This is a genomic window from Pseudomonas sp. IT-347P (genome assembly GCF_949768005.1).
GTDB lineage: Bacteria > Pseudomonadota > Gammaproteobacteria > Pseudomonadales > Pseudomonadaceae > Aquipseudomonas.
The window spans coordinates 541,664-558,160 of sequence record NZ_CATKPQ010000033.1 but is presented as its reverse complement, the minus strand read 5'-3'; the positions used below and the strand labels follow the sequence as shown (position 1 = coordinate 558,160).

Below are 16,497 nucleotides of genomic sequence, written 5' to 3'. Positions count from 1 at the left end.
CCCTCACCGGAGCGCCTCGGGGCAATGACAGATAGTCATCCGGGGGCGTTTTTCCAATGGATAGCAGTGGTTTCGCCAGGTGAAACCTTTCCGCTATTGGTTTGTAGAGTTGACGGTTTTGAGAGAAGTGCCATTTATCGAGCAATATCAAAACTTTTTGATATTGGCCTTGCGATGCTATGTCCCCGTCTCTAGACTGCCAGCCCTATGAACTTACGCGTGCCTTCCATTCGCCATGACGATTGCGACGAGCTGGCGGCCCTGTGCAAGGCCGGCGGTGATCCGCTGCGGCTGAATGTACTGCGCGCGCTGGCCAACGATTCGTTCGGCGTGCTGGAACTGGCGCAGATTTTCGGCATCGGCCAGTCCGGCATGAGCCACCATCTCAAGGTGCTGGCCCAGGCTGACCTGGTGGCGACGCGCCGCGAAGGCAACGCGATTTTCTATCGCCGCGCCCTGCCCCACAGCGACCTGCTGGGTGGCAAGTTGCACGCGGCATTGTTAGAAGAAGTCGACAACCTGGATCTGCCTGACGACGTGCAAGCGCGCATCGAACAGGTTCACGGCCAACGTGCCGCGGCCAGCCAGGACTTTTTCGCCCGGGTCGCGGAGAAATTCCGTGCCCAGCAAGACTTGATCGCAGGCTTGCCGCAGTACCGTGACAGCGTGTTGGCCCTGCTCGACAAACTGAACTTCGATGGCGCAGCCACGGCCATTGAAGTCGGCCCCGGCGATGGTGCTTTTCTGCCGGAACTGGCCCGCCGCTTCGGCACCGTAACCGCGCTGGACAACAGCCCGGCGATGCTCGAACTGGCGCGTCAGGTATGTGAACGTGAACAGTTGGCTAACGTCAGTCTGCAATTGGCCGATGCATTGAATGGCACCAGCCTTACGGCCGATTGCGTGGTGTTGAACATGGTGCTGCACCATTTCGCCGCGCCGGCCGATGCGCTCAGGCACATGGCCGACCTGCTGCAACCGGGCGGTAGCCTGCTCGTGACAGAGTTATGTAGCCACAACCAGAGTTGGGCCAGGGAGGCCTGCGGTGATCTGTGGTTGGGGTTTGAACAGGACGATTTGGCCCGTTGGGCCACCGCTGCGGGACTCGTTCCCGGGGAAAGCCTCTATGTAGGCTTACGTAATGGTTTCCAGATCCAGGTTCGCCACTTTCAGCGACCGGCTGGCGACACTCACCATCGGTAAATTCAGGAAAACATCGAGATGAGCGAATACTCCCTCTTCACCTCCGAGTCCGTGTCCGAAGGGCATCCGGACAAAATCGCCGACCAGATTTCCGATGCGGTGCTGGACGCCATTATTGCCCAGGACAAACACGCACGCGTTGCCGTGGAAACCCTGGTCAAGACCGGCGTGGCCATCGTTGCCGGTGAAGTGACCACCAGCGCCTGGGTCGACCTGGAGCAGATCGTTCGTGACGTGATTTGCGACATCGGCTACACCAGCTCCGAAGTCGGCTTCGACGGCGCGACGTGCGGCGTGATGAACATCATCGGCAAGCAGTCCCCAGACATCAACCAGGGTGTTGACCGTGCCAAGCCTGAAGATCAGGGCGCCGGCGACCAGGGCCTGATGTTCGGCTACGCCAGCAACGAAACTGACGTGCTGATGCCAGCCCCGATCACCTTCTCGCACCAGTTGGTGCAGCGCCAGGCTGAAGCCCGTAAATCGGGTCTGCTGCCTTGGCTGCGCCCGGACGCCAAGTCGCAAGTGACTTGCCGTTACGAAGGCGGCAAGGTTGTCGGTATCGACGCGGTTGTTCTGTCGACCCAGCACAACCCGGAAGTGTCGTACAAAGACCTGCGCGAAGGCGTGATGGAGCTGATCGTCAAGCACGTGCTGCCTGCCGAACTGCTGAGCAAAGACACCCAGTTCCACATCAACCCGACCGGCCAGTTCATCATTGGCGGCCCGGTAGGTGACTGCGGTCTGACCGGTCGCAAGATCATCGTCGACAGCTACGGCGGCATGGCCCGTCACGGCGGTGGCGCGTTCTCCGGTAAAGATCCATCGAAGGTTGACCGCTCGGCGGCCTACGCTGGCCGTTATGTGGCCAAGAACATCGTCGCTGCCGGCCTGGCCGAGCGTTGCGAGATTCAGGTTTCCTACGCGATCGGCGTGGCTCAGCCTACCTCGATCTCGCTGAACACCTTCGGCACCGGCAAGATCAGCGATGACAAGATCATCAAACTGGTCCGTGAAGTGTTCGACCTGCGTCCATACGCGATCACCACCATGCTCGATCTGCTGCACCCGATGTACCAGGAAACTGCAGCGTACGGCCACTTTGGTCGCGCGCCACAGACCAAGACCGTTGGCGAAGACACCTTCACCACGTTCACCTGGGAAAAAACCGACCGCGCCGACGCCCTGCGTTCTGCTGCTGGCCTGTAAGCCTTTCCCCGCAGTACAAAAAAGCCCCGCACGGTTCGCGCCGTGCGGGGCTTTTTCATGCCTGAAACCGGGAGTTCAACTCAGAACGTTCAGGTCGATGCATATCCAGCAAACCACTCGGTCAGTCCCCTCTCCCTCCGGGAGAGGGTTAGGGTGAGGGGCTGTTTTCACTGCAAAGAAACAAGCGGTAAAACACCCACCCGGCGGAGTAAATATCTTCGCCTAACCTTCAAACATTCCCCTTGAGCAAGGACGCTCACGATGCTTGCCACACTGCGCCTGTTATTTATTTTCCTGCTGATGCCCGCAACATTCAGCGCGCAAGCCACCTGCCCAAACTTGCCCGCTGCACACGCCCAACGCGAAATCTCTGCCCTGCAAAAACAGATCAACCAATGGGACGACGCCTACCACCGCGAAGGCCGCTCACTGATTGCCGACGAACTCTACGATCAATCGCGCACGCGCCTGAAGGAATGGCGAGAGTGTTTCAAATTGCCCTCGCCACCCGATCCCTTGCGCACAGCCTCGGGCTCGATCGCCCACCCTATCGCCCATACCGGCCTGGATAAACTGCATAAGGCCGAGGCGGTGGAAACGTGGCTACGTGATCGCAAGGATGTCTGGGTACAACCCAAAGTCGACGGTGTCGCGGTGACGCTGATTTATCGCGCAGGCGTTCTGCATCAGGCCATCAGTCGTGGTAACGGCGTTCGTGGCCAAGACTGGACGACTTCGGCACAGAAGATTGTCGCGATCCCTAAACGTCTTTCACAACCAGTGGATCTGCTGGTGCAAGGCGAACTCTACTGGCGCTTGAACGAACACGTGCAAGCTCGAGCCGGCAGCATCAACGCCCGCGCGACCGTGGCAGGTCTGATGGGACGAAAATCGTTGGAGGCCGAACACGCCGCCGGCATCGGACTGTTCGTCTGGGACTGGCCGCAAGAATCCTTGGACCTAGCCGAGCGTATCGCCAGATTGGCAGCACTGGGTTTCGCCACAATCGAGCCGTTCAGCCATCCCGTAAGCGACTTCGCAGAGGCGCAGAAATGGCGTGATCACTGGTATCGCTCACCCCTGCCGTTTGCCACCGACGGCGTGGTTCTGCGCCAGGGTCAGCGCCCACCCGCCGAGCGCTGGCAGGCACGTGCACCCTACTGGGCCATCGCCTGGAAATACCCGTTCGCGCAGGTACTGGCCGAAGTGCGCAAGGTCAACTTCAAGATCGGACGTACCGGGCGCATCACTCCGGTAATCGAGCTGAACCCGGTCATGCTGGATGACCGAGAAATCAAACGGGTCAGTGCCAGTTCGCTAAAACGCTGGCAAACGCTGGATATTCGTCCCGGCGATCAGGTGGCAATCAGCCTCGCCGGCCTGACCATTCCGCGGCTCGACGGCGTCGTGCTGCGCACCGCCGAGCGGGCCGCTATCAATGTCCCCAACGCCGACGACTTCCATGCCTTGAGCTGTTGGCAACCGACCCCTGGTTGCGAAAGCCAGTTTCTCGCCCGCTTGACCTGGCTCAGTGGCAAACAGGGACTGGCAATGCAGCATGTCGGGCGCGGCACCTGGGAGAAACTTTTCGAAACAGGCCGCCTGAATAACCTGCTGGATTGGTTGACCCTCGACGGGCCGGAGCTTGCTAACATTGCCGGCTTCGGCGAGCGCAGCAGCGAACGTCTGATGAACAGTTTTCACAGCGCCCGCCAACGGCCCTTCGCCCAGTGGCTGAAGGCCCTGGGCTTGCCGCCAACCGGTCAGGCAAAACTGCCTGATTCGTGGCAGGCGCTGGCACAACGTGACACCGAACAATGGCAGGCAGAACCCGGCATCGGCCCCGGGCGCGCAGCGCAATTGAGCGCCTTCTTCCGCGACCCGCAGGTGTTAGCCTTGAGCGATACCTTGCGTACTGCTGGCATCAACGGTTTCTGAACACGCAATACCGGTACGCCGGGAACCCAACCACCACCGAGGCGCTCCAACAGCGCAGTGCCGCCCCGACCGAATGCCTTTGCACATGGAGCTTTTATGAAATTTCTCGCACCGCTCGCCATGCTGACCCTTTGCAGCGTAATGGCCGCCCCTGTCATGGCCGACGAAGACGCCCCGGGCCTGACCGGTTGCGCTGCCAAGAAGCAGGGCATCATGAATCAGATCGAACAGGCCAAGTCGCGCGGCAACGCCGATCAGCAGGCAGGTCTGGAAACGGCCTTGCGTGAAGTGACTGAACACTGCACCGACGCAGGGCTGAAAAAAGAACGCGAAAACAAGGTGCTGGAAGCCAAGCACGAAGTCAGCCAGCGCCAGGCCGATCTCGACAAGGCGATGAAGAAAGGCGATCCGGAGAAGATCAACAAGCGCAAAGACAAACTCGCCGAGTCGCGTAAAGAACTGCAGGACGCGCTGGACGAGATCGACAAGTAAGGATTCAGTTTCGCGCTGACTTTCAGACCGCTTCGCGAACAGGCTCGCTCCCACATTAGACCGCGCGCTCATTTAAAACCCGGTCAACTGTGGGAACGAGCTTGCTCCGGGCGGCGATCCGACGAAGGCATCAGTGCAGACGACACCATTCAATGATCGCGAAACTGTTTATGGCAAGCGCTGCAGGCATCTTCCACTTTCTGCACCGCCGGCCCAAGGTTACTGGCCTTGTACGGCTGAACCTGACTGGCGATCACCAATTCACCGGTGGCGGCTTCAAGGTTGCGGGCCATGTCCTGAAACTGCGCCTGCTTCTGCCAGACATCATCCTTGGCGCTGGTGTGATCTTCTTCGCGAACCGGCGGGAAATGCTTCCACGGTTCATGGGACAACGCGTCGAGCTTGACCGCGCCTTCGGCGAATTTCGGCCCATCGAACGGAATGCGTCCACGCAACATGCCACCCAGGTCTTCACCGGTCTTGAGCATCTGCTTGAAGATGGCCTTGCGTTGGCCCAGCGGCGAATTCGGATCGACACCGCCACAGGCGGAAAGGGCCAGACAGGCCAGCAATACAACAGCAATGCGTTTAAGAGTCATGGTGGCTTCAGGTCACGGAATTCGGCGGCCAGTATCCTCGGCTCACCGCCAAACACCAATAGCCCTATTAAAAATACGGGTTGTCCGAACGCATGGAGCACGCGGACAACCGGCACAGGAATCACTCCATGAGCAGCCCTTTCAAAGCCTGGCGTCACCCGCTGATCGCAACCCTGCCGCTGCTGGCAATCCTCGCCGGTTGCACCGGCGGTGACAGCGCCAAGCCCAAAACCCACGCGCTGGCCACTTATTCCAGCGCCACTTGGGAAGCATTGCCGGCAGTATCCGACAGCGACCTGGTTGCCGGCTTCGGCTCGTGGCGCAGCGCCTGCACCCGTCTCAAGGCAGATCCGGTCTGGGGCAGCACCTGCGCAGCGGCGGTCAATGTGCCGCAGAGTGCTGGCGAGATTCGCGCCTTCCTCAAGCAAAACCTCGACGTCTACGGCCTGCGCGCTGAAAACGACAACCCGAACGGTTTGATCACCGGTTACTACGAACCCGTCTACCCCGGCAGCCTGACGCCCACCGCCACAGCCAATGTGCCGGTGTATGGCGTGCCGGAAGACATGATCATTGTCTCGCTGGACAGCCTTTATCCCGAACTAAAAGGCAAGCGTCTGCGCGGTCGCCTCGAAGGTCGGGTGCTCAAACCTTACGACGACGCCGCGACCATCGAATCGAAAGGTGTCAAAGCCCCTGTGGTTGCCTACCTGACCGATCCGATGAACCTGCAATTCCTGCAGATCCAGGGTTCCGGGCGGATCCAGACCGAGGACGGCAAACAGCTGCGCATCGCCTACGCCGATCAGAACGGCCATCCGTACCGCCCAATCGGGCGCTGGCTGGTCGAGCAAGGCGAGTTGAAGAAAGAAGACGTGACCATGAGCGCCATCAGCAACTGGGCCAAGGCCAATCCTTCGCGAATCCCGGAACTGCTGGGCAGTAATCCGAGCTATGTGTTCTTCACCCGCAACCCGGACAGCAACGAAGGCCCGCGCGGCTCGCTGAACGTACCGTTGACCGCGGGTTATAGCGCGGCGGTGGATCGCAAGGTGATTCCATTGGGCAGCCTGTTGTGGCTATCAACGACAAAACCGGATGGCACGGCACTGGTACGCCCGGTGGCGGCACAGGATACCGGCGGGGCAATTGCCGGCGAAGTGCGTGCGGATCTGTTCTGGGGTACGGGTGATGCGGCCGGGCAATTGGCCGGAGACATGAAACAGCAAGGGCAGATCTGGATGCTCTGGCCGAAAGGTGCGGCGCTGCCGCAAGTGCCGCAGGTGGCGGATACAGCCAAAGACAAATCTTGAGTTCTGCGGCGCCTGTTCAATCGCCTTCGCGGGCAAGCCCGCCCCCACAGTAATTGATGGTGACCACAAATTTTGTGTACACCAAAAAAACCTGGGGGAGCGGGCTTGCCCGCGATGAGGCCATCAGCAACACCGATAATCAGACCGACACAAAGAAGAACGAAGCGATCAACCCCATCCCCACAAACCACACCAGCGACCGCAGGATGGCCCAGTCCGCCAGGTAGCAAATGATGTACAGCAGGCGACTGGTGATAAACAGCACCGCCAGCACATTCACCGTCACCAGCTGCGCCGTGCCCACCAGGTGCGCGACGATCACCGCCGCCGCAAACGCTGGCATCACTTCAAAGCTGTTCAGTTGCGCCGCGTGCGCCCGCCGGGCCACGCCGCCCACGCTATCGAGAAAATCCCGCGGATCATGATTGTCTTGCAGCCTGAAACCGCCCGAGGCCTTGGCCACAATCGTGCACACATACGGCAGAAAAATCGCGATCAATACACACCACAGAGCCACCGTCATAACGCCGTCCTTTTTCGAGTCATAGAATTCGCGAGCGGTCAGAACTTCATCACCAGCATGCCGATCAGCACCAGCCCACAGGCTAAGAGCCGCGGGCGGCCAAAAGGTTCTTGCAAGTAGCGCATGCCGAACAGCACCACCAGAATCACACTGATTTCACGCAACGCCGCCGCTTCCGCAATCGAGCCCAACTGCATCGCCCACAGCACCAGAGCGTAGCTGAACAGCACGCAGAACCCGACGGCCAGCCCCAGTTTCCATTGCTCACGCCAGAACTGCATGAACGCCGGACGCTTGGCGACCGACGCCAGCAGCGGAAACGGCCAGGCACTGAGCAACGTGACCCAGACCAGGTAATCGAGTGGATGCGACCAGCGCCGCAACGCCTGGCCATCGATGTAGGTGTAGCAGCCGATGCACAGGCCGATCAGCGCCACCACCGGCAGCATCGACCACGGCAAATGTTTACCACCACCGCCCTGCCACAATAGGCAAGCCATGCCAAACGGGATGAGCATGATCCCGAAAATCTGCTGCGCGGTGAGCACTTCGCCGGCGAAGATCAACGTCAGCGCCAGCACCACCAGCGGCGATAATCCGCGCATCAGCGGATAGACCAGGCCGAGATCGCCGACCCGGTAGGCCTGAATCAGCAGATAGCGATAGAGCAGTTCAAACGCTGCCGATGCGAGAATCCACGGCCAGATTTCCATCGGCGGCAGATTCACGAAGGGCAACGCAATAGCGACAAATAACAGCGCCACGGTGTCCATGCACGCAACGACCAGCAGCCGCTCGGCACTGAATTTGATCAGGGTATTCCACGCCGCATGCAACAGCGCCGCCACCAATACCAACCCCGTCGCCAGCACAAACCCACTCCTTATTTTTATTGCGCCCCTGAAGGCGCCGCCCAAGGCTGCGATTTCTGGACGCTGATTGTTTAACAGCAAGATCAAAGGATCGCAGCCTGCGGCAGCTCCTACCGTGAACACCCGAGAAGCGAATAGTCAGATTATTGATTCGCGATGTGTCAGCAGCTGTTTATACTGCAAGCGACCACGCCGCACTCAGTTGCGCACAGAAAAATACCAATAATTCCCGCCTGCACTGCACTCCTTCGAGAGCGGTGATTGGCCTGCGTATGCCTGATCAAAGCGTCAAGACTACCGATAGAGACCTTGCGCATGCCACTCGCCTTGCTTGCACTCGCTGTTGCCGCGTTCGGCATCGGCACCACTGAATTCGTCATCATGGGCCTGCTGCCCGATGTCGCCCGCGACCTCTCCGTGAGTATTCCCCATGCGGGCCTGCTGATTACCGGCTACGCCCTGGGCGTGGTGTTCGGCGCACCGATCCTGGCGATCGGCACCGCGAACATGCCGCGCAAAGCGACGCTGTTGGGGATGACGCTGATGTTCATCCTCGGCAACGTCCTCTGCGCACTCGCGCCAAACTACGCGACGCTGATGGCCGCTCGTGTGGTCACGGCTCTGTGTCACGGCGCGTTCTTCGGCATCGGCTCGGTGGTTGCCGCCGGGCTGGTTGCGCCGAACAAACGTGCGCAGGCGATTGCCATGATGTTCACCGGCCTGACCCTGGCCAACGTCCTCGGCGTGCCATTGGGCACAGCGCTCGGACAATACGCCGGTTGGCGTTCGACCTTCTGGGCGGTGTCGGTGATCGGTGTGATTGCGGCGCTCGCTCAATGGTTGTGGCTGCCCAAGCACATCCCGATGGACAAGGCCAACCTCGCCAGCGAGTTCAAAGTATTGGGCAAGGTCAACGTGTTGCTGGCGCTGGGCATGAGTGTGCTGGCGTCGACCAGCCTGTTCAGTGTGTTCACCTACATCGCGCCGATCCTGCAGGAAATCACCGGCGTCAGCCCGCATGGGGTAACGGTGATGCTGCTGTTGTTCGGCGTCGGTTTGACCGGCGGCAGCATGCTCGGCGGGCGTCTGGCCGACAGTCGTTTGTTGCCGTCGCTGGTCGGCGTGGCCCTGGCGGTGGTGGTGATTCTGGCGGCGTTCAGCCAGACCAGCCGCTCGGTGGTACCGGCGGCGATCACACTGGTGCTGTGGGGGATTTTCGCTTTTGCGCTGTGCCCGATCCTGCAATTACTGATCATCGATCAGGCCCATGAAGCGCCGAACCTCGGCTCGACCCTGAACCAGAGCGCGTTCAATCTCGGTAACGCGGCGGGTGCATGGATCGGCGGTCTGGTGGTGGCCAGCGGTGCGGATCTGGCGGACTTGCCGTGGACCGGTGCGCTGGTCGGCGTATTGACGGTGCTGACGGCGCTGTTTTTCATCTATCTGCAACGTCGTGGCGCGGCTGCGGTCAATGTGTCCGGCTAACCCTCACCCTAACCCTCTCCCAGTGGGAGAGGGGACTGACCGTGTTGAATGTTCGAGTTACATCGACCTGAAATGTCGAGCCGAACTCAGGCCCTGAAAGACTTGAAGATCTGCTCCCTTTCCCCCTCTCCCTAAGGGAGAGGGCTGGGGTGAGGGGGCTCTTGATCTCATCGCACCATCAACTGTGTCCCGATCCTGACTCAGCCCATCCAAGCCCTGCACCAAATATTCGGTGCGCTGTCTTTTCACCCCTCATCCAAAGGACCCCGGATGCTTGAACTTGTCGCCGCTTTTATCTGTTTGACCACCCTCCTCACCTTCGTCAACTTCCGTTTCATCGGCCTGCCGCCGACCATCGGCGTGATGGTCACCGCACTGCTGTTCTCGTTGATCCTGCAAGGTCTGAGCGTGCTCGGTTACCCCGGCCTCGAAGAACGCGTGCAGCAACTGATCGGCCAGATCGACTTCGGCGATCTGCTGATGAACTGGATGCTCTCGTTCCTGCTGTTCGCCGGCGCCCTGCACGTCAACCTGAATGATCTGCGCAGCTACCGCTGGCCCATCGGCCTGTTGGCGACTTTCGGCGTGTTGATTGCCACCACAGTAATCGGCAGCCTCGCCTATTACATTTTTGCCCTGTTCGGCTGGCACGTGAGTTTCTTGTATTGCCTGCTGTTCGGCGCGTTGATTTCGCCGACCGACCCGATTGCCGTGCTCGGTGTGTTGCGAACCGCCAACGCTTCAAAGCCGCTGAAAACCACCATCGTCGGCGAATCGCTGTTCAACGACGGCACCGCGGTAGTGGTGTTCACCGTATTGCTGGGCATCGCCCAACTCGGCGAAACCCCGACCGTCAGCGCCACCGCGATGCTGTTCGTTCACGAAGCCATTGGCGGCGTGCTGTTCGGCGGGCTTATCGGTTATCTGGTTTATCGGATGATCAAGAGTGTCGAGCAGCACCAGATCACCGTGATGCTGACGCTGGCGCTGGTTATCGGTGGTTCGGCGATGGCCACGGAGATTCACGTTTCCGCGCCGATTGCGATGGTGGTAGCCGGTCTGATCATCGGCAACCTCGGGCGCACGCTGGCGATGAACGACATGACCCGACGCTATCTCGACGGTTTCTGGGAGTTGCTCGATGACATGCTCAACGCACTGCTGTTCGCGCTGATCGGCATGGAACTGTTGCTGCTGCCGTTCAACTGGCTGCACGTGGCGGCGGCGAGCCTGTTGGCGGTGGCGATTCTGCTCTCGCGCCTGCTCACCGTGGCTCCGGCGATTGTCCTGCTGCGCCGCTGGCGGACGGTACCGGCCGGCACCATCCGGATTCTGACCTGGGGCGGTTTGCGCGGCGGTGTCTCGGTGGCATTGGCGCTGGCCCTGCCGTTGGGCCCGGAGCGCGACCTGCTGTTGAGCATCACTTACATCGTGGTGCTGTCGTCGATCCTGCTGCAGGGTCTGACCATCGGTAAACTGGTCAAGCACGCGACTCGCAACGAGCCGGCAACCACCACTGAACCTGCGCACCACTGATCACTTTTTGATCTGCTGTGGATCAGGTTTCTCGGCCTGATCCGCAGACTCCTTCGGCGCACCGCTCTCGCTGCGGATCTGCGCATGGCTGATCAGCGCGAAAATAAAGCTGCCGCCAATGATGTTCCCCGCCAGCGTCGGCCCCGCGAACACCGCCCAGAAATCACTCCACGGCAACTCGCCGGCAAACACCAGATACGACACCTCCGCCGACCCCACCACGATGTGGGTGAAATCGCCGAGCGCCATCAAATAGGTGATGAGGATGATGATCCACATCTTCGCGCTCTCCATGGACGGGATCATCCAGACCATGGTGGCGATCATCCAGCCGGAAACGATGCCCTTGGCGAACATCTGACTGGCGTGGTTTTCCATGACCTTGCGGCCGATTTCGAGGAAGGCGTGATCAGTCTTGGTGTCGAAAATCGGCAATTCCAGCATCACGTACGCCACCAGAATCGTGCCGCAGAGGTTGCCGACCAGCACCACGGTCCAAAGCCGGATCAGCCGTCCGAAGTTGAGCAGTGTCGGTTTGGTCATGACCGGCAGCACGGCCGTCAGGGTGTTTTCGGTGAACAGTTGCTGGCGGGCGAGAATGACCGCGAGGAACCCTGCGCAGTAGCCGAAACTGGCGATTACCTTGAATTCGTCGCCCTCAGGCAGGCGCGAGTTGAGCAGACCCATGCCCATCAGCGAGAGGCCCATGGTCAGCCCTGCGGCCAGTGCCGACCACCACAGCGCGGCAATGCTGCGCTCCAGTTCCTGGTCGCCTTGGGTGCGAATGATTTCATGCAGAACCGCCGCGCGGGGCGGCTGGCTTTTCTCCACTTCGTGCTGTTCTTTGGCGGAGAGGTCGGGGGTCTTGCCGTCTGTCGGGGTGGTCATGGCGTGGGAACCGTGGGGGTGGTGTTTACCTACGACTCCCGCGGCTCACGACTGTTCAGTGGCCAGATAAGGATTCGATGGCTGCACAACCGCATTCGCGAGCAAGCCCGCTCCCACAGGGGAACGCATTCCAAATGTGGGAGCGGGCTTGCTCGCGAAGGGCGCGCCGCCGATGTCACTTGGTAACTAATTCATCTTCCTTGAACTGGTCTTTGACGTACTTGATCTCGGTCCGCCCGTGCGGCGCCGGCAAACCATCTTCACCCAGATTCACGAAAACCATCTTCTCGACGGTGAGAATGCTCTTGCGGGTAATCTTGTTGCGCACTTCGCAGGTCAGGGTGATCGATGTACGACCGAACTCGGTGGCGGTGATGCCCAGTTCGATGATGTCGCCCTGGCGCGAGGCGCTGACGAAGTTGATTTCGGAAATGTACTTGGTCACCACGCGCTGATTGCCCAACTGGACGATCGCGTAAATCGCCGCTTCCTCGTCGATCCAGCGCAACAGGCTGCCACCGAACAGGGTGCCGTTGGGGTTGAGGTCTTCGGGTTTTACCCATTTGCGGGTGTGGAAATTCATCTTCACTCCTGAGTGTCTTGCCGAACGATGAACGGTATCTTGGCAGACTGAGCGGTCATGCTCCATGCAGCTTCGACTATGGTCGCCATTAGCGATCTTCATCTGGCCGACAGAAACCCTTTGGAAGATCAGTCTAGACGGCTATAATCGCCCCCGTTTCAAAACGGTCATCTTCGATTGATACCGTTTTCCCGCCACCTGTCCGAGGGGCGCTGCAGCAGGTTCAACCTGTCAGGCTCGGATGGGGCGTTGACCGGCTCAGGCCGGACACTAAACGCACAACGGCGCCCATTCGCATACATTACGAATGGAGGCTCTTCATGAGCGCTGTTATCACGCCTGCAGATTTTACCGATTACAAAGTTGCCGACATGTCTTTGGCTGCCTGGGGCCGTCGCGAAACCATCATCGCCGAATCGGAAATGCCGGCTCTGATGGGCCTGCGTCGCAAGTACTCCGGCGAACAGCCGTTGAAAGGCGCCAAGATCCTCGGCTGCATCCACATGACCATTCAGACTGCCGTGCTGATCGAAACCCTGGTTGCCCTGGGTGCCGAAGTGCGCTGGTCGTCCTGCAACATTTTCTCCACTCAGGATCAGGCCGCTGCCGCTATCGCTGCTGCCGGCATCCCGGTTTTCGCCTGGAAAGGCGAAACCGAAGAAGAGTACGAGTGGTGCCTGGAGCAGACCATCCTCAAGGATGGCCAGCCATGGGACGCCAACATGATCCTCGACGACGGCGGCGACCTGACCGAGCTGCTGCACAAGAAATACCCGCAAGTACTGGACCGCGTTCACGGCGTGACCGAAGAAACCACCACTGGTGTACACCGTCTGCTGGACATGCTGGCCAAGGGCGAGCTGAAAATCCCGGCCATCAACGTCAATGACTCGGTGACCAAGTCCAAGAACGACAACAAGTACGGCTGCCGTCACAGCCTGAACGACGCGATCAAGCGTGGTACTGACCACCTGCTGTCCGGCAAGCAAGCGCTGGTTATCGGTTACGGTGACGTGGGCAAGGGCTCCGCGCAGTCCCTGCGTCAGGAAGGCATGATCGTTAAAGTCTCCGAAGTTGACCCGATCTGCGCCATGCAAGCATGCATGGACGGCTTCGAACTGGTTTCGCCATTCATCGACGGTATCAACGACGGTTCCGAAGCGAGCATCGACAAAGCGCTGCTGGGCAAGATCGACCTGATCGTGACCACCACCGGTAACGTCAATGTTTGCGACGCGAACATGCTCAAAGCCCTGAAGAAGCGCGCCGTGGTCTGCAACATCGGTCACTTCGACAACGAAATCGACACCGCTTTCATGCGCAAGAACTGGGCATGGGAAGAAGTGAAGCCACAGGTACACAAGATCCACCGTACCGGCCCGGGCGCTTTCGACGCACAGAACGACGACTACCTGATCCTGCTGGCCGAAGGCCGTCTGGTCAACCTGGGCAACGCCACCGGTCACCCAAGCCGCATCATGGACGGTTCGTTCGCCAACCAGGTGCTGGCGCAGATCTTCCTGTTCGGCCAGAAGTACGCCGACCTGTCGCCAGCCCAGAAAGCCGAGCGCCTGACCGTTGAAGTACTGCCGAAGAAACTCGACGAAGAAGTGGCCCTGGAAATGGTTCGCGGCTTCGGCGGCGTGGTCACGCAATTGACCAAGCAACAGGCTGACTACATCGGCGTGACCGTCGAAGGCCCGTTCAAGCCGCACGCTTACCGCTACTAACAGGCGCTGACTGCTCGCTCTCCCTGTGGGAGCGAGCCTGCTCGCGAAGACGGTTTATCATTCAGCATTCGTGTTGTCTGACCCGGCGCTTTCGCGAGCAGGCTCGCTCCCACACGGGATTGCAGCGCCTCGTAGGTTCTTGTTTCCAAGGGTATGACCATGTCCCAAGACCGTCGCTACAGCTTCGAGTTCTTCCCGACCAAGACCGATGCTGGGCATGAAAAACTGCTCGCCACTGCCCGTCAGCTGGCCACCTACAATCCTGACTTCTTTTCCTGCACTTATGGCGCTGGTGGTTCGACCCGTGATCGCACCCTCAACACCGTTCTGCAACTGGAAAGCGAAGTCAAAATTCCGGCCGCACCACACTTGTCGTGCGTCGGCGACAGCAAGGACGACCTGCGCGGCCTGCTGAACGAGTACAAGGCTGCCGGCATCAAGCGCATCGTCGCCCTGCGGGGTGACCTGCCGTCCGGCATGGGCATGACCAGTGGTGAGCTGCGTCACGCCAATGAGCTGGTTGAATTCATTCGTGAAGAAACCGGCGATCATTTCCACATCGAAGTCGCTGCGTACCCGGAAATGCATCCGCAAGCACGCAACTACGAAGACGATCTCGCCAACTTCGTGCGCAAGGCAAAGGCCGGCGCCGACAGCGCGATCACCCAGTACTTCTTCAATGCCGACAGCTACTTCTACTTCGTCGAGCGTTTGCAGGCACTGGGCGTAGACATTCCGGTGGTGCCAGGGATCATGCCGATCACCAACTACAGCAAACTCGCGCGCTTCTCCGATGCCTGCGGTGCGGAAATTCCGCGCTGGATCCGCAAGCAACTGGAAGCCTACGGCGATGACACGCAAAGCATTCAGCGCTTTGGTGAACAGGTCGTCAGCGAGATGTGCGAACGCCTGTTGCAGGGCGGCGCGCCGGGGCTGCACTTCTATTCCATGAATCAGGCTGAGCCTAGCCTGGCGATCTGGAACAACCTGAAGTTGCCGCGTTGAAACAGCGGCAAGCCTCAAGCTGAAAGCGACAAGCAAGATCAAGAGATCGCAGCCTTCGGCAGCTCCTAAAGGGGTTGTCGCAGGTGCGATCTTTTGCTTTTAAAGGCCCGAAACAGAGCTTGTGCAGGCGCTTTCTGGCTCTTTCACGTTTCTCGTCGTAATCTCAAGCCATGCCTTTGATCACACAGTTATTCGCCGTGCTGGTTTTCGCTTGCCTGAGCTTCGCCGCTCGAGGCGAGAAATTGCGTATTGTCACCGAGCCGTGGGCGCCGTACGTCTACGAAGAGAACGGTAAAAACCTCGGGCTGGATTACGAAACCACGGCCATTGTCTTCAAACGGCTGGGCATTGAAGTCGAATGGCAGTTCCTGCCGTGGAAGCGCTGCCTGTCGATGCTTGAAACCGGTCAGGCCGACGGTGCCCTGGATATTTTTCACAGCGATGAGCGCGACGCCACCCTTCTCTACCCGGGCGAACCGCTGTCAGACGTCGAGTTCGTCCTGTTCTACGCCAACGACCGGCCGCACCCGTTCCGCAAACTCGAAGAACTCAAAGGCCTGACCATCGGCACCTCGCCGGGTTATCTGTATAGCTCCGATTTCAGTGAATCAACATTGTTTACCCGTGAACCGGCGCCGACTCATGAAGCCAATTTCGGCAAACTGGTGCGCGGTCGCATCGACTTGCTGATCACCGACCGCCGTGTCGGTCAGCATTTGCTCGATGAATTGAATATTCGCGATCAGATCACTGAAAACCCCACTGTCATTAGCCGCCAGAGCCAGTTTCTGGCGGTTCGGCGCAATGCCGGCATGGATTTGCTGGTGCAACGTTTCGGTGCCGAACTCAAGCGATTCAAGCGCGAACCGGCGTACGCCGAGCTGAGCGCACGGTACGGCGCGGCTCCCGCCATGGCTGCGCCGCTGGGCACTGCCACGGCCAGCGGCAAAACCGTTGAGCAGCAGGAAAGCAGCGCGCAGTGATTGCTCTGTTATACTCCGGCGTTCCCGCCAGGCTCACGCCCGGACGCCCGGAACCGTAACAGGCCTCTCGACCCGCTACAGCGCAGCTTTGCAGCCCGCGCGAGCACTCCAGACGTGCCTTCGGAACCGCAGCAGGAC

15 protein-coding genes and 1 riboswitch are annotated in these 16,497 nt (G+C 59.8%); of the genes, 10 read left to right on the top strand and 5 right to left on the bottom strand.

From position 1 onward, the window contains the following. Positions 1–207 precede the first annotated feature (207 nt). The 4 genes from ACM6IV_RS15385 to ACM6IV_RS15370 all read left to right on the top strand — a co-directional run bounded on the left by ACM6IV_RS15385 (position 208) and on the right by ACM6IV_RS15370 (position 4,842). Positions 208–1,203 carry an ArsR/SmtB family transcription factor gene (locus ACM6IV_RS15385; RefSeq protein ID WP_414870634.1) on the top strand — a complete coding sequence of 332 codons (996 nt, stop codon included), beginning with the start codon at positions 208–210 and terminating at the stop codon, positions 1,201–1,203. 18 nt (positions 1,204–1,221) lie between these two features. Next, complete coding sequence (gene metK / locus ACM6IV_RS15380; RefSeq protein WP_003229025.1) at positions 1,222–2,412, top strand: methionine adenosyltransferase; 1,191 nt, start codon at positions 1,222–1,224, stop codon at positions 2,410–2,412. A gap of 261 nt (positions 2,413–2,673) precedes the next feature. After that, complete coding sequence (gene ligB, locus ACM6IV_RS15375; protein WP_414870633.1) at positions 2,674–4,350, top strand: NAD-dependent DNA ligase LigB; 1,677 nt, start codon at positions 2,674–2,676, stop codon at positions 4,348–4,350. Between the two features lie 96 nt (positions 4,351–4,446). Further along, entirely contained in the window at positions 4,447–4,842 is a 396-nt protein-coding gene (locus ACM6IV_RS15370) for a DUF1090 domain-containing protein (RefSeq protein WP_414870632.1), read from the top strand. A 149-nt stretch (positions 4,843–4,991) separates the two neighbouring features. Here ACM6IV_RS15370 and ACM6IV_RS15365 read toward each other — a convergent pair whose 3' ends face one another. Continuing rightward, positions 4,992–5,441 carry a c-type cytochrome gene (locus ACM6IV_RS15365; RefSeq protein WP_414870631.1) on the bottom strand — a complete coding sequence of 150 codons (450 nt, stop codon included), beginning with the start codon at positions 5,439–5,441 and terminating at the stop codon, positions 4,992–4,994. 128 nt (positions 5,442–5,569) lie between these two features. Here ACM6IV_RS15365 and ACM6IV_RS15360 point away from each other — a divergent pair, with 128 nt between their 5' ends. After that, positions 5,570–6,754 (top strand): murein transglycosylase A, encoded by a 1,185-nt coding sequence (locus ACM6IV_RS15360; protein ID WP_414870630.1) that lies wholly within the window; start codon positions 5,570–5,572, stop codon positions 6,752–6,754. A 139-nt stretch (positions 6,755–6,893) separates the two neighbouring features. Here ACM6IV_RS15360 and ACM6IV_RS15355 read toward each other — a convergent pair whose 3' ends face one another. Together ACM6IV_RS15355 and ACM6IV_RS15350 are read right to left on the bottom strand one after the other, a co-directional pair. Beyond that, entirely contained in the window at positions 6,894–7,277 is a 384-nt protein-coding gene (locus ACM6IV_RS15355) for an MAPEG family protein (protein WP_311996979.1), read from the bottom strand. Between the two features lie 38 nt (positions 7,278–7,315). Further along, the gene (locus tag ACM6IV_RS15350; RefSeq protein WP_414870629.1) at positions 7,316–8,149 is read right to left on the bottom strand and encodes an EamA family transporter; all 834 of its coding nucleotides are present in this window, start codon (positions 8,147–8,149) and stop codon (positions 7,316–7,318) included. Positions 8,150–8,464: 315 nt separating this feature from the next. Here ACM6IV_RS15350 and ACM6IV_RS15345 point away from each other — a divergent pair, with 315 nt between their 5' ends. Together ACM6IV_RS15345 and ACM6IV_RS15340 are read left to right on the top strand one after the other, a co-directional pair. Continuing rightward, positions 8,465–9,634, top strand: a complete 1,170-nt coding sequence (locus ACM6IV_RS15345) for an MFS transporter (RefSeq protein ID WP_414870628.1) — start codon at positions 8,465–8,467, stop codon at positions 9,632–9,634. A gap of 270 nt (positions 9,635–9,904) precedes the next feature. After that, entirely contained in the window at positions 9,905–11,170 is a 1,266-nt protein-coding gene (locus ACM6IV_RS15340) for a cation:proton antiporter (protein ID WP_414870627.1), read from the top strand. Here the strand turns inward: ACM6IV_RS15340 and ACM6IV_RS15335 are convergent, their stop codons facing one another. Together ACM6IV_RS15335 and ACM6IV_RS15330 are read right to left on the bottom strand one after the other, a co-directional pair. After that, complete coding sequence (locus ACM6IV_RS15335) at positions 11,171–12,058, bottom strand: formate/nitrite transporter family protein (RefSeq protein WP_414870626.1); 888 nt, start codon at positions 12,056–12,058, stop codon at positions 11,171–11,173. A 175-nt stretch (positions 12,059–12,233) separates the two neighbouring features. Next, entirely contained in the window at positions 12,234–12,641 is a 408-nt protein-coding gene (locus tag ACM6IV_RS15330) for an acyl-CoA thioesterase (protein WP_003229043.1), read from the bottom strand. 198 nt (positions 12,642–12,839) lie between these two features. Then, a riboswitch (S-adenosyl-L-homocysteine riboswitch) is annotated at positions 12,840–12,938 on the top strand. Positions 12,939–12,961: 23 nt separating this feature from the next. On the opposite strand from ACM6IV_RS15330, the gene ahcY reads away from it, so the two are divergent. The 3 genes from ahcY to ACM6IV_RS15315 all read left to right on the top strand — a co-directional run bounded on the left by ahcY (position 12,962) and on the right by ACM6IV_RS15315 (position 16,359). After that, positions 12,962–14,371, top strand: coding sequence for an adenosylhomocysteinase (gene ahcY / locus ACM6IV_RS15325; protein ID WP_414870625.1), 1,410 nt, complete (start codon positions 12,962–12,964; stop codon positions 14,369–14,371). Positions 14,372–14,530: 159 nt separating this feature from the next. Continuing rightward, a complete protein-coding gene (metF, locus tag ACM6IV_RS15320) occupies positions 14,531–15,376 on the top strand; it encodes a methylenetetrahydrofolate reductase [NAD(P)H] (protein WP_414870624.1) in 846 nt (281 codons plus the stop codon). Between the two features lie 170 nt (positions 15,377–15,546). After that, positions 15,547–16,359: a substrate-binding periplasmic protein gene (locus tag ACM6IV_RS15315; protein WP_414870623.1), complete on the top strand. Its 813-nt coding sequence runs from the start codon at positions 15,547–15,549 to the stop codon at positions 16,357–16,359. The last annotated feature ends 138 nt before the right edge of the window (positions 16,360–16,497 follow it).